Source organism: Lentibacillus salicampi, assembly GCF_004565465.1.
Lineage (GTDB): Bacteria > Bacillota > Bacilli > Bacillales > Amphibacillaceae > Lentibacillus > Lentibacillus salicampi.
Window position 1 is genome coordinate 1 of the sequence record NZ_SRHY01000049.1, and the last position, 23,430, is coordinate 23,430.

23 protein-coding genes and 2 tRNA genes are annotated in these 23,430 nt (G+C 38.5%); 8 read left to right on the forward strand and 17 right to left on the reverse strand.

All coding sequences use genetic code 11. From position 1 onward, the window contains the following. The first annotated feature begins 700 nt into the window (after positions 1 to 700). Entirely contained in the window at positions 701 to 1,192 is a 492-nt protein-coding gene (locus E4U82_RS17140) for an ArsR/SmtB family transcription factor (protein ID WP_135111395.1), read from the forward strand. Beyond that, entirely contained in the window at positions 1,189 to 2,454 is a 1,266-nt protein-coding gene (locus tag E4U82_RS17145) for an MFS transporter (protein WP_135111396.1), read from the forward strand. The genes E4U82_RS17140 and E4U82_RS17145 overlap by 4 nt, the downstream gene beginning before the upstream one ends. A gap of 645 nt (positions 2,455 to 3,099) precedes the next feature. Here E4U82_RS17145 and mobQ read toward each other — a convergent pair. The 5 genes from mobQ to E4U82_RS17170 all read right to left on the reverse strand — a co-directional run bounded on the left by mobQ (position 3,100) and on the right by E4U82_RS17170 (position 7,370). Continuing rightward, entirely contained in the window at positions 3,100 to 5,124 is a 2,025-nt protein-coding gene (gene mobQ, locus E4U82_RS17150; protein ID WP_135111397.1) for a MobQ family relaxase, read from the reverse strand. A gap of 519 nt (positions 5,125 to 5,643) precedes the next feature. After that, positions 5,644 to 6,555 carry a Lin1244/Lin1753 domain-containing protein gene (locus E4U82_RS17155; protein ID WP_135111398.1) on the reverse strand — a complete coding sequence of 304 codons (912 nt, stop codon included), beginning with the start codon at positions 6,553 to 6,555 and terminating at the stop codon, positions 5,644 to 5,646. A 66-nt stretch (positions 6,556 to 6,621) separates the two neighbouring features. Next, positions 6,622 to 6,870, reverse strand: a complete 249-nt coding sequence (locus tag E4U82_RS17160) for a hypothetical protein (protein WP_135111399.1) — start codon at positions 6,868 to 6,870, stop codon at positions 6,622 to 6,624. Beyond that, positions 6,854 to 7,171 (reverse strand): helix-turn-helix domain-containing protein, encoded by a 318-nt coding sequence (locus tag E4U82_RS17165; protein WP_135111400.1) that lies wholly within the window; start codon positions 7,169 to 7,171, stop codon positions 6,854 to 6,856. Before E4U82_RS17165 ends, E4U82_RS17160 begins: the two co-directional genes overlap by 17 nt. Continuing rightward, positions 7,164 to 7,370, reverse strand: coding sequence for a helix-turn-helix domain-containing protein (locus E4U82_RS17170; RefSeq protein WP_135111401.1), 207 nt, complete (start codon positions 7,368 to 7,370; stop codon positions 7,164 to 7,166). The genes E4U82_RS17165 and E4U82_RS17170 overlap by 8 nt, the downstream gene beginning before the upstream one ends. A gap of 217 nt (positions 7,371 to 7,587) precedes the next feature. On the opposite strand from E4U82_RS17170, the gene E4U82_RS17175 reads away from it, so the two are divergent. Further along, positions 7,588 to 8,640: a hypothetical protein gene (locus E4U82_RS17175; protein WP_135111402.1), complete on the forward strand. Its 1,053-nt coding sequence runs from the start codon at positions 7,588 to 7,590 to the stop codon at positions 8,638 to 8,640. A gap of 40 nt (positions 8,641 to 8,680) precedes the next feature. Then, positions 8,681 to 9,874, forward strand: coding sequence for a tyrosine-type recombinase/integrase (locus E4U82_RS17180; protein ID WP_135111416.1), 1,194 nt, complete (start codon positions 8,681 to 8,683; stop codon positions 9,872 to 9,874). A 91-nt stretch (positions 9,875 to 9,965) separates the two neighbouring features. Here the strand turns inward: E4U82_RS17180 and E4U82_RS17185 are convergent, their stop codons facing one another. After that, positions 9,966 to 10,148 carry an aspartyl-phosphate phosphatase Spo0E family protein gene (locus tag E4U82_RS17185; RefSeq protein ID WP_135111403.1) on the reverse strand — a complete coding sequence of 61 codons (183 nt, stop codon included), beginning with the start codon at positions 10,146 to 10,148 and terminating at the stop codon, positions 9,966 to 9,968. Between the two features lie 127 nt (positions 10,149 to 10,275). On the opposite strand from E4U82_RS17185, the gene E4U82_RS17190 reads away from it, so the two are divergent. Further along, a complete protein-coding gene (locus E4U82_RS17190) occupies positions 10,276 to 12,078 on the forward strand; it encodes a hypothetical protein (protein WP_135111404.1) in 1,803 nt (600 codons plus the stop codon). A gap of 186 nt (positions 12,079 to 12,264) precedes the next feature. On the opposite strand, the gene groL is transcribed toward E4U82_RS17190, so the two are convergent. Both groL and groES read right to left on the reverse strand, forming a co-directional pair. Beyond that, entirely contained in the window at positions 12,265 to 13,908 is a 1,644-nt protein-coding gene (gene groL, locus E4U82_RS17195) for a chaperonin GroEL (protein WP_135111405.1), read from the reverse strand. A gap of 55 nt (positions 13,909 to 13,963) precedes the next feature. After that, positions 13,964 to 14,248, reverse strand: coding sequence for a co-chaperone GroES (gene groES / locus E4U82_RS17200; RefSeq protein WP_135111406.1), 285 nt, complete (start codon positions 14,246 to 14,248; stop codon positions 13,964 to 13,966). 362 nt (positions 14,249 to 14,610) lie between these two features. Here groES and E4U82_RS17205 point away from each other — a divergent pair, with 362 nt between their 5' ends. Both E4U82_RS17205 and E4U82_RS17210 read left to right on the forward strand, forming a co-directional pair. After that, complete coding sequence (locus E4U82_RS17205) at positions 14,611 to 15,324, forward strand: CPBP family intramembrane glutamic endopeptidase (RefSeq protein WP_135111407.1); 714 nt, start codon at positions 14,611 to 14,613, stop codon at positions 15,322 to 15,324. A gap of 6 nt (positions 15,325 to 15,330) precedes the next feature. Then, positions 15,331 to 15,528: a YdiK family protein gene (locus E4U82_RS17210; protein ID WP_135111408.1), complete on the forward strand. Its 198-nt coding sequence runs from the start codon at positions 15,331 to 15,333 to the stop codon at positions 15,526 to 15,528. 66 nt (positions 15,529 to 15,594) lie between these two features. Here the strand turns inward: E4U82_RS17210 and E4U82_RS17215 are convergent, their stop codons facing one another. Together E4U82_RS17215 and moaC are read right to left on the reverse strand one after the other, a co-directional pair. Next, positions 15,595 to 16,227: a redox-sensing transcriptional repressor Rex gene (locus tag E4U82_RS17215; RefSeq protein ID WP_425339537.1), complete on the reverse strand. Its 633-nt coding sequence runs from the start codon at positions 16,225 to 16,227 to the stop codon at positions 15,595 to 15,597. Positions 16,228 to 16,229: 2 nt separating this feature from the next. Next, the gene (gene moaC, locus E4U82_RS17220) at positions 16,230 to 16,724 is read right to left on the reverse strand and encodes a cyclic pyranopterin monophosphate synthase MoaC (RefSeq protein WP_135111410.1); all 495 of its coding nucleotides are present in this window, start codon (positions 16,722 to 16,724) and stop codon (positions 16,230 to 16,232) included. A gap of 140 nt (positions 16,725 to 16,864) precedes the next feature. Between moaC and E4U82_RS17225 the strand changes: the two genes are divergently transcribed. Next, entirely contained in the window at positions 16,865 to 18,778 is a 1,914-nt protein-coding gene (locus tag E4U82_RS17225; RefSeq protein ID WP_135111411.1) for an ABC-F family ATP-binding cassette domain-containing protein, read from the forward strand. A gap of 242 nt (positions 18,779 to 19,020) precedes the next feature. Here the strand turns inward: E4U82_RS17225 and tsaD are convergent, their stop codons facing one another. The 7 genes from tsaD to E4U82_RS17260 form a co-directional block, all read right to left on the reverse strand. Beyond that, entirely contained in the window at positions 19,021 to 20,031 is a 1,011-nt protein-coding gene (gene tsaD / locus E4U82_RS17230) for a tRNA (adenosine(37)-N6)-threonylcarbamoyltransferase complex transferase subunit TsaD (protein WP_135111417.1), read from the reverse strand. Beyond that, positions 20,028 to 20,477 (reverse strand): ribosomal protein S18-alanine N-acetyltransferase, encoded by a 450-nt coding sequence (rimI, locus tag E4U82_RS17235; protein WP_135111412.1) that lies wholly within the window; start codon positions 20,475 to 20,477, stop codon positions 20,028 to 20,030. Before rimI ends, tsaD begins: the two co-directional genes overlap by 4 nt. Beyond that, entirely contained in the window at positions 20,470 to 21,171 is a 702-nt protein-coding gene (tsaB, locus tag E4U82_RS17240) for a tRNA (adenosine(37)-N6)-threonylcarbamoyltransferase complex dimerization subunit type 1 TsaB (RefSeq protein ID WP_135111413.1), read from the reverse strand. The genes rimI and tsaB overlap by 8 nt, the downstream gene beginning before the upstream one ends. Positions 21,172 to 21,183: 12 nt before the next feature. Then, positions 21,184 to 21,645, reverse strand: a complete 462-nt coding sequence (gene tsaE / locus E4U82_RS17245; protein ID WP_135111414.1) for a tRNA (adenosine(37)-N6)-threonylcarbamoyltransferase complex ATPase subunit type 1 TsaE — start codon at positions 21,643 to 21,645, stop codon at positions 21,184 to 21,186. Beyond that, the gene (thiL, locus tag E4U82_RS17250; RefSeq protein WP_135111415.1) at positions 21,638 to 22,627 is read right to left on the reverse strand and encodes a thiamine-phosphate kinase; all 990 of its coding nucleotides are present in this window, start codon (positions 22,625 to 22,627) and stop codon (positions 21,638 to 21,640) included. Before thiL ends, tsaE begins: the two co-directional genes overlap by 8 nt. Positions 22,628 to 22,839: 212 nt before the next feature. Beyond that, a tRNA-Asp gene (locus tag E4U82_RS17255) sits at positions 22,840 to 22,916 on the reverse strand. 85 nt (positions 22,917 to 23,001) lie between these two features. Then, positions 23,002 to 23,078: transfer RNA gene (locus E4U82_RS17260), tRNA-Met, on the reverse strand. Positions 23,079 to 23,430: the final 352 nt, after the last annotated feature.

Sequence of the window (23,430 nt, forward strand, 5' to 3'; positions counted from 1 at the left end):
ATGTTTATTGGACTTTACATGTAGGAGGTTATTAGATTTTGGGATGACTGGCAAGGCTCTTTTTTATCCTGGCAGTTGTGTATTTTTAGGCTGCCGAATTATGTAATTTTATTTTGCCATAAACACTTCAGGGCTCCATCCGCATCAACAACGTACCACGGACGTCACTTCTAAGTTCTGCTAGCGGGGCCCGACCCCTTCAACGTTCACTAAGAAGTGGCACGGCGGTCAAGGGCAAGCAGCTCACGCTGTTATTACAATGGTCTTGTTTTCAAGTGAGTGGCTCACCTGTGTCATAACTGGCTCATTTTCTTGTCATCGATGGCTCAAAAAAATGGCATAGCCGGCTCAATCCGATGGCAATATTCAAGAATGGTCGGACGATCCTCTAATAATTACTTTTCACTGGTTTTTCCTGTTTTAACGTGTAGTTGGAAGAATTCTTTCAGAATGTGATTTGTATGTCTGATGGTAACGATTCCAATTCCAGTCAAAGTCGTAAATCGCGGCTCTTTTTTCCGCAATGACTGGCTCAAAACTCCACATAAGTTGGCTCAATTCATTCGCAATAATCAATTCCTCTGGGTTTTCAGAGTTTTTTTAAATGGATAGGTATTGTAATTTGGGTTTCTAAATAGTACAATATTTATAATTCCAAAATGTTTTGGGAATACAAATATTAAAATGAAAAGGTGATTTAATGGAACCAAAAAAAAGGCATAAAACCGAAATTATGGAAATTAACTGGAAGCAGCAAAAAGTGATTTCCAATCCCCTGCGTTCAAGAATGATAGCATTGCTTTTCGAACAGCCAATGACACCTAAACAAACAGCCGATTTGTTGGGGAAAAATCCCGGGACTGTTTACTATCATATTCAGCAGCTTGTTAAGCACGATATTTTAGAGATTGAAAGTGTTGATACAGAAAAAGGGGTTGTTGAAAAATATTACAGAGCCAAAGCTGTATCATTTAGGAATCCAGAACAAGAATCTCCACCAGGGTATGTTGATGGTAGAACTATAAATACTTATTTGTCTAAAAAACTTGTTGATCAATTAAGTGAAGATCTGCAGGACCTTTTTTATAAATATGGACACTTATCTTATAAGGAAAAGGATAGTGAGGAACAATCACCATATGCTATAGAATATCTTATAAAAGCATACAAAGAGGAGGATGAGGATATATGAAAAGAATAAAGCCATTTGTGTTTGAAAGAAATTTTTTAATATTAATGACAGGTGTTTTTATTAATGGATTAGGAAGTGGTATTTACTTAGTTGCGGGGATGTTACTTGTTTTAAATTTGAGTGGAAGTGTTCTTTATTCCGGATTTGCCATGTTTGCAATATCCTCAGCGGGTGCATTGTCTTTTTTAATTGCCCCATTAGCTAACTATGCTAAATATAAAAATGGTTTGGTATATAGCAACCTTATAAAAGCGATCATTTTATTTACAATACCATTATTAAACTACACGATTGGATTAAATGTTTGGTATGTAATTATTTTGTTATTTATCACCGCTTTATTTACACAATATACGTATCCAATCGAATCAACCATACTACCAATAATTGTAGGAAAAGATAATGTGGTTGAAGCGAATTCATATTTACAAGCGATTCGTGAAGCTATGGATATTGTTTTTATTGCAGGAGCAGGTATTATCATAACATTCATTGGTACTGTTCCGGCTATTTCAATTACTGCTATCTGTATATTATTAGTAACCATCTTGTATGCATTTTTCAATTTCCAACAACCAGATATTTCTAAAGAAAAATCTCAGTCTATTGGATCTGCCGCTAATTTTTATTTTATAGATCTTAGAGCGGGTTTTAACTATATTAAAAACTCATTAGTTCCTAAAATGATTTTTTCTTTAGTCTTTATTAACATCACAATGGTTATCATGACAACAAATTTACCTGCATTTTCCCTTATAAAAGGTCATGGTATAGAAGCTGCGTATGGCTTTTATCTGGCTTCAATGTCACTGGGAATAATGATTGGTACTATTATTACGCCAAAGCTAAAACATATAGATTTTGGGAAATTAATTATAATTTCTTATATTGGTACGGGTATCTTATGGATGGGTACTGCAACTTTACCATTAATCGCGTCCATCATTTTATTCAGTATAGGCGCCATTTCGATTGGGATACTAAACATCCTTGTATTTTCATCAATACAGAAACAGGTAGAGACAGCGTATATAGGAAGAGTAATCACCTTGTTAACTAGTGCAGCATCTCTAGGAATGCCTGTAGGTTCTCTAATTGGTGGTATTTTAGGTGAAACGTCCACACCAGAAATCCCTGTTATGATCTGTGGTATTTCGATGATTATCTTCAGCATTTTTTGGTTAAGTAGTTCCGCTTTACGTAAACTCCCTAATATTGATAGTGTAAACCTATTTAATAATAGCAAAGTTAATGTAAAATAAAATGTCCCCTGTTGTGGTTTCCAATGTCATAACAAAAAAGGAAAAGCAACAACAAAGAAATAACGAAAAAAGAGCAAGCGGTGAACGCTGTACATTACAATGCTTTTAAAACCTTTCGAAAAATGGAAAGGTTTCTTTCTTTTTAGCAGCGTGTTGTATGGTGTACAAATAACTGAACTAAACAGAAGACATTAAAACCCTTTTGATAATAGGAATTGACAACCCCGTTTCGTTCTCCTTCTCAATCAACCTATAATCTGATATATTGACCATAAACAATATGTACTATTATTGGACGTCTCCAGTGAAGTTGTTCCCGCAATTTCACATAATCTGGAGGTGTCCTTTTTCCTTTCTCGAGAATTTATGCCTCTCGGTCATTATACCAACCCCAGAAACCCTCGGAAGGAAGGAAAGTGAACAGCAATCATTAAAAATTTAACAGGTAGGCTTCTTTGATTCCAAATAAGTATAATGTGCAATTATCACCAATGTTAAGTTTAGGTGACAACGCTTGGGTTAAAAGCAGTTTAGGCTTTACGTAATTTAAAATAGCAACTACATTTCACACTCAGCAATGTAGTTGCTATTTCGTATAGTTACTTTAATTTGATTCCAATTTATATTGTAAATCTAATATTTAGTTTATAATTCATTCTCACCGATATCCAAACGATGTTTCCGTACTTTGCTTTTTTTAGCCTTTTGACGCTGCCGTTCTAATTCATCATGCTTGTTGCTTCCTTCATGTTGAGCGTTATTTATAATACTACTGAATAAATCTCCAGCATTTCCCTTTGATGAAGAATCAGCCGTATCATGCTGCATATTCGATTCCGCATCTTTCTGTAAATCGGTTTTTATATCTTTTTTAACCTTAGCAACATCTTTTGAAAATTCACCTGTACTCTCACCTTTCACATAAATTTCTAAGACTCTCGCTTTAGATTGTGACGGCATCTTCGACAATGTATTGTCAGTGATGGCAGGATAAATGGTTTTTAATTCACGATCTATTTTCACAGATAAATTATCTTTTTCATTTTCTTTTGCTTGTATTTGTTCTTTTGTATTAGTAAATTTCAAGGACTTATTAAAAACCTTTTCAGCATCCCAATCACGATATTGCTCGCCATATTCGCGTTGATGTTTGGCTTTAGTCCTTTCTAATATTAAAAGACTATGGTTTGTTTCCTTCCATTCCTGTAACACTTTATTTGCTTGAACATGCGAGTCTGTATATTCCATTCTATCGACCTCAGGTATATCATTTGATAATAATTGTCCACCTTGCTTAAAATTCTCAATATAAGCGTTCTTTAGCTCCATTGCTTTATCATTATCATCAAGACTACCTGCAAAGTTCGGATACAAGTATTTAAACTCCTCGTTTGTAAATACCTTTTGGATCTCAAACGCACGTTTCGAATGTTTACTCACTTCATTGTAGGCGCGGACTTTGGTGTTATAATCATCAATCTTAGATTCATATTCATTCATTTTTTCCCTATACTGCTGTTTAAATTTATTGGGAATGAACCCATACATTAAGACATCTTTCGGATTATCCTTATAGACTAATTTGGCCTTTTCTAACGTTTTACCCATTGCAACGATTTCATGCTTCTCATTCATAATTTTTTGTTTCCAATAATCAAGTCGGTCTAAAGTTTCTTTTGCGTTTGTAATATCAACAAAGCCATTTGTCCGTTTAGCAACGATCTTCAGCGACTTCCAATCGTTCTCAGATAAAGAGATTTTATCACGTATGGATTCAAGTTCCTCAACAGTTTGCTTCTTAACATTTTCCCGATAGTTACTGAGGTGAGCAACTTTCTTATTTAATAATTCTATTTCGGAATTTGCTTCTTCAATCTCTTCATTTAGCTTTGCAAAATATGTTCTAGGCTTATATTCCAATCCATTGATGGCAGCATCCTCTTTTAATCTTTTTTCAGTTTGGTATTCAGTTCGATTTAAACGATGTTTCGGAATTTTATCCAATCCCTGTTTTTCATAGCTCTCATGGGAAACTTTCTCATTAATACCATTATCTTTATAATATTGATTAATTTTCTCAGCTAAATTTTTTCGCCATTCAACAGTCGTCTTTTTATAATCCCAGTCAGTTAGTTCCACTTTTTTAAATTTCTTCTTCCCATTTTTATTTAAAACATAGTCTCCATTTTCATCTTTGATATACTCTCGTTTTTGTTTATTCCCCCACTCCCCATTTTCTTTAAATGGACGAGTGGTTAGCAGGACATGTGCATGAGGATTATGCGCAACATCCCTGTGTATAGAAACGTCTGCAACCATACCTCGATCAGCAAAGTTTTCTTTCACGTATTCTTCTAATAATTGATGTTGCTGATTATTGTCTAATTCAATCGGTAAAGCTAATCTAACTTCTCTGGCTAAACGACTCACAGATTTATTTTCATACCACTCTACTTCATTCCATAACCTCTCACGATTATATACCCATTCTGGTGCATTATCAGGAGCTTCAATGAACGTTTCGGGCTGTACAGTTCTTTTCTTATATGACTTCATTTCCATATCCAATTCGGAGTATAAAGGTTCTCCACTTCGATAAGAAGCACTCGCTACCGCAGATTGCCCTTTTCCCCTACTAATCACATTAACGCTACAATAATATGTGCTCATGGAACAACCCCACTTCTAAATAAATTTTTGTTTTTCCGCAGGTTATTGGCAAAGCCAACGTCTGAAAGAAAATATCAATATTTTCTTTCACCCATTGGTACACCTGATAAGGGGTGTACGTAAATGGGCACTCTGTGAATTCCTATTTTCATTAATTAGCCCATAAATCTACGCTTGACTATTAATTCCTAAACGTTTTAAACAACAAAAATATAATTTAAAAAGCTACAATGGTGCGTTCTTTACAAAAAGAATAACTATATCTACAAATGACGAATTATTTGCCAGTTTCACTTATAAATGCACTTGAATTGTGCTATAATATTAATATCAATTTTATTAAGATAGGGTACTACAATTTGTGGTTGTAATACCTTAGCCACTTAAGCACCTTTAAAGCTTTGAAACTTTTTAAGAATATGCCCTCTTAAAAGCCGTTTTTAAGGTTTATATAAGGTGTTTTTTCTTATTTTATTTTCATTTTTTGTATATCCAATTTTTATCTTCTTACTTTGATAATTAAGCATAAATTTCATCAAACTCTTGCTCCTCAATTTCAAATTCTTGTTCCTCAGTTTTATTTAGTTCGATACAAATATTTTCTAACCCATTAAAAACAGAAGCGAAAAAATAGTTATCAGGGTTCTCAACTTTGTTTTTATTTTTGTATATACCACGGAAGCCAGATTTCACGATATTATTTAATTCATAATCTATTTCTTCAACTGGTAAGAATACTTGGTGTTCTTCTTCAGCCTCTTTTTTTGCTCTTAGTATAATCCCAAACCAATGGGACATTTGGTAGTAATCTTCAGAAAAAGCAAGAAGTGTTGCATGCGTTTGCTTAGGTATCCAACCCTCTTTAAGGCTATCTTTATAAATTTCTTCCTGCACTATTTCTTGTGATCTATTAGCTGAATCTGCATCTTCCGTATCTTTATATGTATCATTATTTATTTCGTTTCCTTTACTTTCCTTTACTTTACTTTGTGTACTTTCGTTATCATTATGACTTCCTGATGACTGGTTATTGTCGTCATTAACTCCGAAAATACCGTCAATAAGTAAGTATTCCTCAATCACTTCGACGTCCTTTCTGCGTCTAACAATTTCCCTATACCGTTTTTGTATGCCTCTTGAAGTAAGTATTTTGTATTTGTTGTATAGTTCTTCATTGAATAAATCGCGTTTCAGACATTCCGATACTATTTCTTGTAGTGTATTCAGATCTATATTTGCTTCATTGGAAAATAACAACTGCTCGTCTTCAACCCAAGAACACCAATAACCTTGTGCATATACTCTCTGTAGTAATTTAATACCGATTGCGAGTCCAGTTAAACCAAATTTGATTTCAAGGAATTTGAACTTATCATCTAAGTAAACATCTAACGGAAAATAATCTACACCCTGTTTTTTAGGCCTTACCATATTCCCACTCCTTATGAATTTTTGAACTGTATTATATTAAATCTTTTCCTTCAACATTCAGTTGATTTAACCAATATTATCTGCCACTAATTGAACCTTACCTACATCCCTACTTTCAACTTTAACAACTGCAATTAGACCATGTCTTTCTTCATATTGGTAAAAACATAGCGAAAAACGATTCACTGAATGATCTGTACTAATACGCTTTAAAAATTTTGTCATTTCAACGTAATCCTTTGCATTTAGCTTTTGCAAAGCTGTTGCCGGTTCTACTTGCTTCAATTGCTTTTTAGTATTATTTATAACTAGCACCTTCCTTCAATTTATTGAAAAACTTAATATCATTGTTGGTAGCTGTCATAGAAGCTGTCATATCATCTAAGAATTCGTCTACTTCATCAATTTTGAATAAATATTTACTCCCGACACGATAGTACTTTAATCCATTTTTAATTAAGCGATCTTCAATAATAGGTTTGCTAATGTTAAGATACTCAGCCAATTCACTATATGTCAGAAAATATTTTTGCTTAACAATTTCATCCACTCTCTCATTGATAGCTTTTTCAAGCATGCTATTAACAGTTTTCTGATCAACTTCAATGTTAATCATCGACTTCACCACCTTTATTATCCCCATAAACTTCTTTTGCTGTTTCAATAGCATCCATGATTTTTGATAGTTTATACGTTGAAGGATCTTTACGTAATAAACGACAAAAATTCCCTTCACTTAGCCCATAAAATTCTGCAACATGCCACTGTTTTAAGCCTTCTCTTTTGATAAATTGTTTGATTTCGTTTGCTGTCAAATTCTTCACCTCTCTTTCAAACACAGAAGTAAATTGATTAATGTGTTTTTTGTTGTTATTATAATTTTAAGAAACCAAATAAATAATAGAAACAACATATAATTATATTTTTATGTCGTTTGTTATTATCGTTGTTGTTATGTTAGCACAATTCTATAGATGTATCAATATAAATCGACATTAAATTTCATATCAATTTAAGGAGTTATTTATAAACATGGGATATACAGACGGATTTATAGTCAATAAACCATATAAATTATATAAATTGGAAAATTACTTCAAAGGAATTAACTTAAATGATCAGTATGTCTACAGAAAAAACTTAATAGACGATTTAATTGATCATTTTGACTCCACTATGTCAATTAATAACAATGCTAATGATGAGGAATTCGGAGCCTACCTAAGTAAAGTGGAAAAAAAATTGAATCTGGAAGTCGAAAATTGGAGAGCTTTTTCAGATTATACAAAGAAAAATATAAATGAAGTTAAAAACTTAGTATCCAAAAGGATTTACGCAAACAATAGAGAAGCTTTTATCAATCTATTTGATGAATCAAAGGTAATTAGCGTGGATACTAAAAAGATAAAAAGATTTGGAAATATCTTAGACACAGACGGGGACAAAAAGGAATATCATCTAAATGAAAGTGGAGAAGGTATATTTACTGAGTTAGCAAAAATAAAGCCTTTCAATGATGAAGATTTGATTAACTTCTCTAAGAAATTCGGATTGCCCACCGGAAAAATAGTAAATAGAGGAAATGAAACTATTGAATTTCTTTCGTGCCCTACATTCCACATTCATTTAAATTTAGTGGAATTCCAGTTTATTTTTAAAATATACGTTGCAATATGTACAAATGACACTGATTTAATCAAAAGTATATACCTTAATCTAAACTCACAATTTAAAGGTGAAAGTGAGTATAGACTAGATAATTTGAATAAAGGGGCAATGTTAGCCCAGCTTAAATATGATATAACAATCTACCTAAATAACGTATTAGCCAACCGTCACGAAAAGGTTTTTAATTATAATTCACTAACAGATAATTTTGTTGAAACAGAAAAAATACATGACCTCTTTCATTATGCTTATATTCAACTAAGACACTCATTAATTGCTAAAAGTCAAATCAAGAAATGTATGTACTGCGGGAATTATTTTGAATTGCAACACGGAAAACAAAGGTTTTGTCCACCTTTACCATTTAGGAAACGCTCAAGTTGTGAAATGGCTTATAATCGTGAAAAAAATAAATAATCTTAAATACATTAAATTAATGAATTCAAAAGGTGATCTAATGGCTCGCATATACAAAAAGAAAACAAAAAAGGGTATAAGCTGGGGCTTTCGTGCCTACATGGGGACCGATCCAGTAACAGGCAAGGATATACGAAAAGCTAAAGAAGGCTTTTTAACTCAGAAAGATGCCAAACTTGCAGCAGCCCTATTTGAAAGGCAATTTCATAACGGAGAGTATATTCAACCATCTAACATTACTTTTAGTGATTTATATACTGATTGGGAACACCATTACCATTCTCAAGGTGCAAAAGACAGCAGCGTAAGGGCAAGAAAGATTGCTTTAAAACATATCCTTAATGAATTTGGCAGTACACCAATACAAAAGATAACAAAGAAAGCTTATCAGGACACCATAGACAAATTAGCCGGTAATTTTAGCATGAATTATGTTTCAAGTATTCATACCTCGGCAAACATGGTTTTCCAGTATGCAATTCAAAATAAATTAATTAAGGTCTCCCCAACAGAGGAAATTGTATTACCAAAGAAAAAAGAAACCGTTGAGGATCTCGAAAAAGATAATTCAATAATTGAAAAGTACCTTGAGAAAGAAGAATTAGAGGAATTTTTAACAATCACAAAGGATGAAGGTTTAGAAAGCGACTTAGTCGTTTTCACAATGTTAGCTTATACAGGCTTACGTGTAGGTGAATTGGTTGCATTGAGATGGACTGATATTGACTTTGACAACCATACCTTACGTGTTATAAGAACGTATTACAATCCAACTAACAACAAATTAAAATATCAATTACTAACGCCAAAAACAAAAACATCAAGGCGTATAATAACCATAGACGAACTACTAATCACTTTGCTTCAGCAGCATAAAGAAGAGCAGGATCTGATCAAAAAGGAGAATAAACCCTTTTATAACGATCATGACTTTATCTTTGCTACGAACGAAGGTTATCCCAAAACAATAAAAGCTATTTCCATTCGACTTCAACGATTGCTAAAAAGGACATCTATTAAAAAAGGTATTACACCACATTCATTTAGACACACTCATACATCATTACTGATTGAAGCTGGTGTCCACATTAAAGAGATTCAGGAAAGACTCGGTCATGCCGACATACAAACGACTATGGATATATATGCACACATGACAAAAAACATTAAAAAAGAGGCGTCTACTAAGTTTAGTAACTTAATGGAAAATACCTCTAAAAAGCTTATTAATTAATAACTGTATACACAAACATTGTGTATACTATATGTAAATTTTATGTGAATTTTAGGTATAAAACTCCTAGATAGAATCTGTGACAGTTTCATTAGAATTTGGCATGATCATTTTTAAGTCGTTGATATTTAACAATTAGTATATCTAATTCTTGACTATATTTCAACGTCTTCTCGTTTCCAATACCGTATATTTCAGCTATCTCTAGCATTTGTTCACGTTTCTGTTTAATCTTTTTCAATAAGTTTTCTTGGGTTCCAAATATAAATGACATAATTACTCCTTTAAGATTGCACTTTCATAGGACTTTAATATCGAATCTATTATACCATGTTTGGGTTTATACTTTTTGACAATAATATGATATTAAGCCGATTTACAAAGGCAGCGAGGTGGAAAAAATGGCTAAAATGTCAAATAGGAAGAAAGAAGCAATTGCTGTAAATGCAATTGAAAAGGAAACATTTGAAGAGACATCATATTTGGAAGCCGACATCCCAAAAAGTGATAAAAAACCATCTTTTGACGGGTTAATTACAGTTTACAAGGATGATTCTGAACGTAAAGAGAGCTACATGAATGATGTACCTACTCAAGTGAAAGGAACCAAAGTACAAAAATTCACAACCGGCACCAGAACTTTTCCTTTAGATTTATCACATTATCAAAATTTTTATCAAAGAGGGGGCTGTTTACTCCTTGTTATTGAAATACTAAGCCCAACCAACACCAAGATTTTTTATAAACAGCTATTACCTGCCGAGTTGAAGCAAATTATTGATACCTGGCAACACCAAAAAACTTTTAGTATAGGACTAAGACCACTTGAAGAAACAACGTTATACATAGTGTGTAGAAAGTTTATTGATCAAATGAAAAAACAACCCCAAGTTTTAATTGAAAATAATCAATATAAAGAAGAGGATTATGAAAAAATATTATTTACTAGTCTTACGTTTAACCCTGATACTGAACCAATTCAAGACATAGTTAATCATGACTTTATTCTTTATGGCTTAAAAGATAATATTCAATATCCAATCAGAAATATGAGACCGGAAGCAATTGCAGTTGAAGACTATGAGGAAATTGATATAGGTGGGAAGAAATTCCAGGTAAGAGTAGAATCAAGGTATATGAAACCTAAAATGATAAAAATTATCGAGGGCTGCCTAGAATTTATAATTCATGAGGGTGAAAAGAACTTTAAGTTTAACATAAGAGGAGTTTACTCTCTTTCTACACAGCTAAAAATACTTCCTTTAATTATTAAGTTTTTAAAAGTAGGCAAAATAGAATTCAGCGATTTTTACTGGGAAATTTCTAATGAGAACAATATAAAAGAATATGTACAAAGGTTAGAAAATTCCTATTCATTGTTCTTAGAGCTTAAAGTTCTCTTTTTTGAATTAGATGTTAATCAAGATGTCCAGTTTGGCAATAAAGATAATATAATTTTGGAAATCAAAAAAATAATCAATGTCATGATTAATAAAGATTACAGTGGTTTCAAGATAGAAAGGCCCGAAAGTCCAAGTTTCTTTAAATATATGATAGGGGATGTATATTTACTATTATTTTATAACCCACATTCAGATAATAAATTGATCAATCCATTTTCTCAGGAACTACTTGAAATGCCAATTCGTGTCTTTAGTGATGAAGATGGGCAAAGTGCTAGAGTAAGCCCATACTTAATGCTAGAAGAGGAATCACTAATCAACGCTGATAATCTGAATATAGATTATATTATCAAGTCATTTGAATATATAGAGTTTGATAAATATGAACTGACATTTTCCCCACTTAATAAATTTTCACTTGCATGTTTAAATGCGTATGATGTGACAAGAAATAAGGAGTTTTTAAGAATTCCTTTATACTTATATAAGCAATTAAAAGAAGTCATACCAGATTCCCCTGAAAGTGGAATTATAACAGTAAATTTACTGCAGACAGTGTTCAGAGAACAATACGGGTTAAAATCCGAAGATTATAACGAGCTTATGAAACTAAAGAAAGAAAATACACCTTTAGAGGATAGTGAAGAACTAATATTTTGTATAAATGTTTTACTTGAAAGTAAGAAAGAAGCTGCAATCTTATATGAAGAATTTGATGAAGATAAAAAAGAATTTTATAAGACACTTCCGATTTATACTCTTTACAAAAACTTGTTTAGCCAATCATCGAAGCGATTGTAAACCTTAAACATGAACACTTATAGGAGTATCTGACTGTAGGAGATAAAAAAAGAGGTTTCCAAAAAGTTTAGTAACTCAATGGAAACCTCACTAAAATCTCATCAACTAATATCGGTCACTTTTTCGGACACTTAAATCAGTTATAATGGTTGTGAACGTTGATATAACAAGGTTTTGAAACCTATTTTACATCATGCCGCCCATTCCGCCCATGCCACCCATGTCCGGCATGCCGCCACCGGCACCGCCACCTTCACTTTCGTCTGGGTGGTCAGCGACAACTGCCTCTGTTGTTAAGAACATGGCTGCAACAGATGCGGCGTTTTGCAGTGCTGAACGGGTAACTTTTGTTGGGTCAATGATACCGGCATCGACCATGTTGACCCAGTCGCCATTTGATGCGTTGAAGCCAATGCCGACTTCTTCGCCTTTCAGTCGCTCAACAACGATCGAACCTTCAAGGCCGGAGTTGTGTGCGATCTGACGGATTGGTTCTTCAAGTGCACGAAGCACGATTTTGGCACCTGTTTCTTCGTCACCGGTCAGATTGAGCTCACCGATTTTGGATAGTACGTTGATAAATGCTGTTCCACCGCCGGAAACAGTTCCTTCCTCAACGGCAGCGCGGGTGGAGTTCAACGCGTCCTCAATGCGGAGTTTACGCTCTTTCAATTCGGTTTCGGTTGCTGCACCAACTTTGATGACAGCGACCCCGCCTGCCATTTTAGCCAGACGTTCCTGCAGTTTTTCTTTATCAAATTCGGAAGTTGTTTCTTCAGCTTGTGCACGGACTTGGGAAACACGCTGGGAAATAGCTTCCGGATTGCCTGCACCTTCAACAATGGTTGTGTTGTCTTTGGTTACAACGATTTTGTTGGCACGGCCAAGCTGTTCCATTGTTGCGCTCTTCAGATCCAGTCCAAGATCTTCTGTGATAACTTCAGCACCGGTCAATGTTGCAATGTCTTCAAGCATTGCTTTACGGCGGTCACCGAATCCTGGTGCTTTGACGGCTACTGCGTTGAATGTGCCGCGCAGTTTGTTGACAACAAGTGTTGCCAGTGCTTCGCCTTCAACATCTTCAGCAATGATCAGGATCGGCTTGCCTTGCTGGACAACTTGTTCCAGTACAGGCAATACTTCCTGGATGTTGCCGATTTTCTTATCAGTGATCAGGACGTATGGATCTTCCAGTTCCGCTTCCATTTTATCCTGGTCTGTCACCATGTATGGTGAAGAATAACCACGGTCGAATTGCATCCCTTCAACAACTTCAAGTTCGGTGTTGAAGCCTTTTGATTCCTCAATAGTAATGACGCCATCATTGCCGACACGTTCCATCGCTTCAGCAATCAGGTTTCCGACTTCATCATCATCGGAAGAGATCGCTGCAACCTGAGAAATCGATTCTCTGCCTTCAATTGGTGTGGAAATGCCTCTCAGTTCGTTGACAGCCACTTCAACAGCTTGTTCGATACCGCGGCGGACACCAACAGGGTTAGCACCGGATGCTACGTTTTTCAAGCCTTCACGAATCATCGCTTGAGCCAAAACAGTCGCGGTTGTTGTACCATCACCGGCTACATCGTTTGTTTTGGAAGCAACTTCGGATACGAGCTGAGCACCCATGTTTTCAAAATGATCTTCCAGTTCGATTTCTTTTGCAATCGTCACACCATCATTGGTGATGAGTGGTGAGCCGAATTTTTTATCCAATACAACATTACGACCTTTTGGCCCCAATGTAACTTTGACGGCATCTGCCAGTGTATCGACACCGCGCAGCATGGCACGACGGCCTTCTTCACTGAATTTAAGTTGTTTAGCCATTCAAAAACGCCTCCTTGAATTTTCGTATATGCTTCGACATTAAATCTGCTATAGATTAGTCCACTACAGCTAAAATATCGTTTTCACGCAAAATTAAGTATTCTTTTCCGGAGTAGTTCACTTCAGTTCCGGCAAATTTAGAGAAGATGATATGATCCCCTTCTTTGACCTCAAGCGCAACTTTTTTACCATCGTCTGCTGCACGTCCGGGACCGACTGCAACAACATTACCTTCCTGTGGCTTCTCCTGGGCTGAATCCGGAAGCACAATGCCGCTTGCTGTTGTTTCCTCTTGCTCCACAAGCTCAATTACTACACGATCTCCTAGTGGCTTAATCATGCCGACAACCTCCTTAATTCCTTTTCAGTATTTGAAGGATCCTGTTAGCACTCCAACATGGTGAGTGCTAATTCCAATTAATATATTAAATAATTCATCTAAAAAATGCAAGTATTTATCATTGGATTTTTCCAATTTTACAATCACGCCCTGCTCGCGATCTCACGGACTCGTTCTATTATAATGCTTGTACAATATATGGTAAAATAAAGACTGGCATTTTAGAATCACACATAACTGCATAGACTATATCAATTGAAAAGGTTGTTCAAAAAGTCCGGTAAAATTCCGCATCGATTTTCGTGGTCCTTTTTATTCCCCTTTTTGAACACGCACTTAAAGACTAAAGGAGTCGTTATATTTTGCCAAAACGTTACTGGTATGTGATTTTAACGTATATCATCATGCAGCTTTCTGTATTTGTCTTTGTACCCATTATTTATGCACTGACGCCACTCGGACTGATTGATGCGAATATCTATTGGTCCATATTCAGCTTCATTGCCGCGCTGTTCGTCGTATCATGGATCATGCGTCCGGATATGAACACGCCGCAGCACCGCAATGCGACACCAGCTGGCCAAACCATTCTGTGGGCTGCTGCCGGCCTGTTCATGGCATATGCTGCGAATTATATTGCGTCATCGATCGAGACCTTCGTGCTGGGCATCAGTCCCGGCTCCGAAAATACCCAAATGATTATGGATTTAACCCGCTCAGTACCGCTTTTCATGGTGATAACCGCAATTATCGCACCGATATTGGAAGAGATTATTTTTCGTAAAATCATTTTCGGGGAACTATACAAACGGATGAACTTTTTTCTGGCCGCACTACTGTCTGCGTTGGCTTTTGGACTTATTCACATGGAGCCGGAACACATTCTCGTTTACGCATCAATGGGTTTTGTGTTTGCGTTCCTTTATGTGAAGACTAAACGGATTATCGTACCCATCATCGCCCATATGGTCATGAATTCCGTATCCGTGATCGTTCAGTTATCACTCGATCCGGAAGATCTTGAAAACATGATGAAACAACTGGAAGAGATGCAGATGATTATTATTGGAGGCTAATGTCTTATGAAAATATCACCAAAAGTGATGGGGGGCGTTTACTTCCTGCTTGGCATTTTATTTACGTATGTTGCCATTCGAAGTGCGGACGAAACGATCTGGAACTTCATTACCATCCTGCTTGCCTTTTTTGCCACACTCGATTTCGGTGTCAGCATACGCATGTTTATCATCCATTTCAAAATTAAAAAACAAAAGAAGTAGTGCGGTAGCAAGCACTGCTTCTTCGTATCAACAACTTCTTTTCCAGCCGCAAGTGGGTATGACCCGTCATGCTTTCAACGGATAATGCTTCAAAAAATAGACAAGCGACTGCAATTCCACCGCCAGATCAATATGATGCACACGAATCACTGAGGGCACCGTAATCCGTGCCGGGGTAAAATTTAAAATGCCGGATATGCCATAATCAACAAGCTGGTTTGTAATGGTCTGTGCTTCATCCGATGGCACTGTCAAAATCGCCACTTCGACATCACCCATCCGCTCTTCCAATTCATCGATGTGATAAACCGGAACGCCGCCAATATCTGAATCAACTTTATCTGGATCCGCGTCAAACGCCATGATGATTCTCGTATTGTTGTTTTTCAGGAAGTTATAATGTAAAAAAGCCGTGCCAAGATTGCCCGTCCCAATTAGTGCAACATCTGTCAGTTCATCCTGATCGAGCGTTTTCCGGAAAAAGCCGAGCAAGTACTCCACATGATAGCCATAGCCCTTCTTACCCAACGCGCCAAAGTAGGAAAAATCTCGTCTGATAGTGGCTGAATCAACTTTAACCGCATCACTTAATTCTTTTGACGAGACACGTTTTTTGCCCTGCTGATTCAGGTTATTTAAAAACCGGTAATACAGCGGCAGCCGCTTAGCCGTTGCCTGGGGTATTTTATTTTGCTCCACTGTCAGTCCTCCCTGGCTTGGCGATGATAGTCACCCGTTTTACCGCCTGTTTTGGTCACTAAATAGGTTTGGCCGATTATCATGCCTTTATCAAGCGCTTTACACATATCGTATACGGTCAGTGCCGTTGCAGAAGCCGCTGTTAATGCTTCCATTTCCACACCTGTCGATCCTTTCGTTTTAATCGACACTTCAATTTGCAGGTTGTATCGATCACCGGCAATCTGCCAACTGAACGAAATATCCGTTCCTTTCAACTGCAGTGGATGGCACATGGGGATCCAGTCGGAGGTATTTTTGGCAGCCATGATTCCCGCTACCTGGGCGACCGCCAGTACGTCCCCTTTTTTCATGGTGTTCGCTGTAATCTTTTCATAAATTTCTCTTGTTAATTGAATGCTCGTGGCAGCTATGGCTGTCCGTTCTGTTTCCTGTTTATCACTGATATCAACCATGCGCGCTCTGCCTTGTTCATTAAAATGTGTGAAATCCGCCATATCATCAACCCCCCGCTTACTCGTGTATGTCGTTGTCCTTATTCTATCAGAAAAAGACCGTGAAGTCGTCCGAATATCACAATATGATTGCCCTTCCAAATCGTAATGCGGTACACTTGGATAGAATGGAGTGAACATAGATGATATTAATGCAGCTCAATGACATAGCCAAGTCATTCGGAGCCGAAGAAATTTTAGCGAATATTAAACTTGAAATAAATGAACATGATCGAACCGCCATCGTCGGACGGAATGGTGCCGGCAAATCGACACTGTTAAAAGTGATGGCAGGGGAAATTTCCTATGATGAAGGGGAGATTTTCAAGCCAAAAGACCTGTCCATTGGTTACCTGACCCAGCACACCAGTCTCGAATCGGACAAAACGATCTGGGATGAGATGCTTACCGTGTTTGATCAATTGCTCAAGCAGCAGCAGGAATTGAGGCAGTTGGAAGAAAAAATGACCCAGGCGGAATCATTCTCCAATGCAGATTATGAACAGCTTCTTTTGGACTACGATAAGAAACAACAAGCATTTGATACCGGCGGCGGCTACCGGTACGAGGCCGATATTAAATCAGTACTCACCGGGTTGAATTTTCACGACGATGATCACGACACACCGATCAATGAACTGAGCGGCGGACAAAAAACCCGACTAGCCCTTGGAAAGCTGCTATTGAAGAAACCGGATTTGTTAATTTTGGACGAGCCAACCAACCATCTTGATATCGATACAATGGCATGGCTGGAAAACTATCTGGCCGGTTATCCTGGCGCGGTAACGATTGTGTCGCACGACCGCTATTTTCTGGATAAAACGGTGTCGATTGTTTATGAAATCAGCCGGCACCATTCCAAAAAATACAATGGCAATTACAGTTACTATTTAAACCAGCGAGCACTTGATTATGAGAAAGAAATGAAAGAATACGAAAAGCAGCAGACCGAGATTCGAAATATGGAGGATTTCATCCAAAAGAACATTGTACGCGCCTCAACAACAAAACGTGCCCAAAGCCGGCGGAAGCAGCTGGCGAAAATGGACAAGCTGGACAAGCCTAAAGGGGATGAAAAGTCAGCCTCCTTTTCATTTGGCATCAACCGATCAAGCGGGAATGATGTATTAAAAGTAGACCAGCTCGCTTTTCAATATGAAAACGAGCCGGTGTTTGCCAATGTGACGATACATGTCAACCGTGGTGAGCGGATTGCGCTGGTCGGGCCAAACGGTGTTGGAAAAACAACCTTATTAAAAGCGATTCTCGGCCAGCTCACGCCAAAATCAGGCTCGATCAAGATCGGGACCAATGTGCAAATTGGCTATTACGATCAGGAACAACAGATGTTAAGTACAGCCAAAACCGTTTTGGACGAGCTGTGGGATGCGTATCCCAACATCGATGAGAAAGATATCCGGACTGTATTGGGCAATTTTTTATTTTCAGGTGACGATGTCTTAAAGACGGTTCACTCATTGAGCGGCGGTGAAAAGGCACGTCTGTCGCTGTCCAAACTGATGATGCAAAACGCCAACCTGCTTGTGCTGGACGAGCCGACCAACCATTTGGATATTGACAGCAAGGAAGTTCTGGAAGCTGCCATGTCAGATTTTCCGGGTACGATTATTTTCGTATCCCATGACCGCTATTTCATCAACAAAATAGCTGATAAAGTCGTGGAAATGCAGCGTGACGGCGCAACAGTCTATCTGGGCGACTATGATTATTACATCGAGAAAAAGCAGGAAGAAGTCGAAATTGAGAAGTTGCTGCAAAAAGAAGAAACGGTCCAATCGGAAGACCGCGGCAGAGCAAAATTCCGTGAAGATAAACTCGAGCAGCGGGAAAGACGCAAAAAAGAGCGTCGGATACGTGAACTCGAAGAAACCATTGAACAGCATGAAGCGGAATTGGCAGCACTTGAACAAAAAATGACCGAACCAGAAGTGTATGAAGATCACGAAAAGTCACTGGAGCTCACGAAGCAAACGAGCGAGTTAAAGCAAGAGATTGAGCAACTGATGGAAGAATGGACATCGTTGCAGGAATAAATCATATTTAGTGCATTTACAAAGGCCCCGCATGTAGCGGGGCCTTTTTGTACGTTAATAATACACATAATCCACAGACCTATACACAGATTAACAACGTATTTACCGTTTTTCATCCGGGTTATGCACATTTTCCACAAACAAAAGCCGGTTTATCCACATTTTTTGTCCACATTTTTGGATGTACACAGGTTGGTCCTCATAAAAAAATATCCACAATGCAGTGAATAAGCATGTGGATATTATTGAAGCACCAGTGATGGATTTGCGTTTAAATCCCAGCCGGATCGTTTCCCCTGTTTATACGAGACAAATCCTGCCGCTGCAATCATCGCTGCATTGTCGGTACATAGTTTCAGCGGCGGAACTAACAAAGGGATACCCGTACGTTTGAACTTTTCAGTCAGTGCTTGACGCAAACCTTGATTGGCTGCAACCCCGCCGGCGACAATCACCTGTTTCACATGATATTTTTCGGCAGCTTTCCACGTTTTAGTGATTAACACGTCTACAACACTGGCCTGAAAACTGGCGGCAATATCGTGCTTATCCAAGTTCTCTCCACGCTGGGCTGCATTGTGGGTCTTGTTGATAACCGATGATTTCAAGCCGCTGAAGCTGAAATCAAAACTGTCTTTATCCAGCCATGCTCGTGGGAAGTCAATCGATTCTTCGCCTTCAGCAGCCAGACGGTCAATCTGCGGGCCGCCCGGATACGGCAATTCCAACACTCTTGCAACTTTATCATACGCTTCACCTGCAGCATCATCACGGGTCTCACCGATTAATTCATACGACCCGTGCTCCTTCATCAGCACAAGTTCCGTATGCCCGCCTGACACAATCAATGCCAGCAGCGGAAATTCGAATTCACGTTCAAATCGATTGGCATAAATATGCCCGGCAATATGATGGACACCGACCAACGGCTTCTGCTTGGCAAACGCCAATGCTTTGGCAGCATTCACGCCGACAAGCAGCGCACCGACAAGCCCCGGCCCTTCTGTGACCGCAACCGCATCAATTTGCTTCCATGTCATATCAGCTTTTTTAAACGTTTCTTCCAAAACCATGGTAATTTGCTCGACATGATGGCGTGATGCAACTTCCGGGACAACACCGCCAAATCGCTTATGACTGTCAATTTGCGATGCCACCACATTGGCAATAATCTCTTTGCCGTTCTTAACAATGGCAGCAGCCGTTTCGTCACAGCTTGTTTCAATGCCGAGAATATAGTTGTCTGTTTTCATGATAAATTCACCCACATCACAATCGCGTCCTCCTGATCGTCCGTATAATAATTTTTACGGAGACCGCCAGGCACCAGCCCGAATTTCCGGTACATCCGTTGTGCAACCGTATTGGAAACGCGGACTTCCAATGAAAGCCTCTTTGCACCCATCTGTATCGCCTGTTCCAGTATATATAAAAATAATGATTTGCCCAATTTTCGCCCCCGAAACGAAGGCGCAACCGCAATACTGGTAATCTGCGCGTCATCAATTACATGCCACATGCCCGCATACCCGACCAATTGCTGATCAATCAGCAGAACATAATAATGCGCATAATCATTATCAGTCAATTCCTGTACCATGATATCTCTTGGCCATGTTGTCATAAATGAATCTTTTTCAATTTGCAGCACGTCGTCAATATCGGCTAATTCCATCTGGCGGATTACCATCTCAGCCATTTTTTGCTTGTTCCTTTTTCAGCCAATTTGCTTCCGCTTCAGCCAGCCGTAAATAATTCGGGGTTAAGGCATGTGTACTGTCAGGCTGCAGATGCAGGCCAGCAAAACCTAAATGTGATGGATTAGCCAAATGGAACGGCCCCTCCGGAATAATCGCTCTGTCCCCTAAATAAGACCGAATCAGCTCCTCATGCTTGTTGATATCCGGGCTTAAAAATAATACGTCTTTTCCGGTACGATCCAACATTTTCAGCCAGTCTTCCATCAATACATTTTTCTCGTCATCGACTAACTCAAGTTTGTTATCCTTCGTTTGATATAAACCTGTGAAAACCAACCCCCGGCGTGCGTCAAAAAACGGGCAAATATAGGCATCATAAAAACGCCCCTGCCAGGCAAGTGCTTCAAGACTGGATACCCCGACAACCGGTATATCCAATGACCATGCCATCGATTTTGCCGTTGTCAGCCCAATCCGGACACCAGTGTAGGAACCGGGGCCCTTGGCGACAACAATTTTATCCAATTCTGTTGGGGTCATGTTCACTTCATGCATCAATTGATTAACGGCTGGCATTAATCGCACGGAATGATTCTTTTTGATATTCGTGGTGATATCCCCTATTAACTGACCATCTTTCAGTAAAGCGACACCAAGTATTTGGTTTGATGTATCCATCGCAAGTATATTCATGACAGGAACTCCTTACAGTTTACCGATCAAATCGGCTGCCACTGTGTTAAAATGTTCACCTTTTGGAAAAAGCTTCAGTAAACGCGTGTTTTCACCATAAGATGTTATATGGATATTCAAATACTCAGGGGGAAGAAAATCGCTAATAAAGTGCGCCCACTCGACGAGGGAGACGCCATCGCCATTAAAATATTCCTCAAAGCCAATATCCTCATCCGAATCCTCCAGCCGGTAAACGTCCATATGATAGAAAGGCAGTTCTCCCTGATATTCTTTGATTATGGTAAAAGTCGGGCTGTTGACAATACGCTTAACACCAAGTCCGGCGGCAAGTCCTTTGGCAAAGGTTGTCTTGCCTGCTCCGAGGTCGCCTTCCAGTGTGACGACATCACCCGGTTTTAAACATAATGCTAACTGTTCAGCTACATGTTTCGTTTCCAGCTCAGAATGTGTTTCGATTTGATAGTCACTCATTTTTTTTCACCTGCTTCAGGTGGGTATAACCCTTTTTCTCTAACCGCTTTTTAATCTGATTGCGACCGATCAGAAATGCACCATGGTCAGAATTTCCGCTGCTTTCGACATATCCAATGTCAGTGACCTGAGTTTGTGTTGATGCTGCCATTTGCTTGACGTCTTCCCAGCCGCTTGCCGGAACAGTTCCCATCAATTCAAAGTCTTCACCGCCAAACAATTTCCATTTGAACTGCTGGTCTTCAGTGAATTGATGAAAATGTGTACTGACAGGGAGTTTGTCTTCATAAATGGTCAGACTTACGTGTGATGCTTCAGCCAGTTCGTTTGCCTCATTGGCTATCCCGTCACTAATATCATTCAATGCCAATCTCGGCAGAAATTCCAGTTCACTGACAAAATCAGCGTGAATGGCCGGCATTCGGTGTTTGCGATAAAAATAGGCCTCATCCGTATACTCATCGGGATGATTCAGCATAAAAAGGCCTGCCGCGGAATCCCCAAATGTACCGGTGACAAATACAATATCACCCGGTTTCGCCATACTCCTGTATCGTGCTTTGTCCCGAGGCACATAACCAATGACGGTGATGGACAGCGTCAACACTTTCCCTGAAACCGTGTCCCCACCGATCAGATCCATGTTATAGGCGTTTCCCATATCCCTCATGCCCTGATATAGACCATTCAGCTCGTTCTCATTCCAGGATTGCGGTATAACAATGGATACAAGGTAAAATGCCGGATCAGCTCCCATGGCAGCCAAATCACTGATATTGGCTGCAAGAGACCGGTATCCGATATGAAACGGGTCCATCGTTGATCTTGTAAAATGCACGTCTTCAACAAAGGTATCAACAGCAGTGACAATATCCTGTGCCGATTGCCGAAAAATCGCTGCATCATCGCCAACACCTTTGATAATTGAAGGCTGTTTATACGTTTGTTGTTTTATCGAATCGATCAATGCAAACTCATCCATTTAAACCACCAAATTTATCATCATTATATTTCATGATAGCAAAAACAGCGTAAAAAGGAAATTTGCTGACGTTGTAGTTCTTGCTTAATTTTAAAATATTATATTCTCTTCTAAAAGTAAATGACCGTTTTCATATGAAAACGGTCATTCGGTATTATGTATTGTGATGATAACCATTCTATTTTATCCAAACAATATTGATGTATTGAAAATGGCGGTCCGGACGGGACTCGAACCCGCGACCTCCTGCGTGACAGGCAGGCATTCTAACCAACTGAACTACCGGACCAGCTGGTTAACTTCTCTCTGGATGTCAGAGAACAGCTGCTTTTAAAAAGCATCGATGAAGTTCGATGCAGTTAGCTGAATAAATTTGGTTGCGGGGGCAAGATTCGAACTTGCGACCTTCGGGTTATGAGCCCGACGAGCTACCAGACTGCTCCACCCCGCGATATGAAATAGTATTAAAATTGATGCATGCAAATTCGAATCGACTGTTCGTCGTGTTGGATGTTTCTCAGGGGAGTATCACTCCTCACAAGCCTGCACATAGATGAATATTCAGTGATGCTGGCGGTTTGCTCCACCCCGCGATGTAAGATAACACACCGTATTACATATATGTCTTTAGAAACTTTAAAATAAGACACAAGACATATTATAAGGTATTTTTAATAAAAATGCAAGGGATTTTTATCATTTGTACCCTAAAAACTAAATAAGAGAGCCATTCAACGGCCAAACGTTAGTTAAGTCCTCGATCGATTAGTATCCGTCAGCTTCACGTGTCACCACGCTTCCAC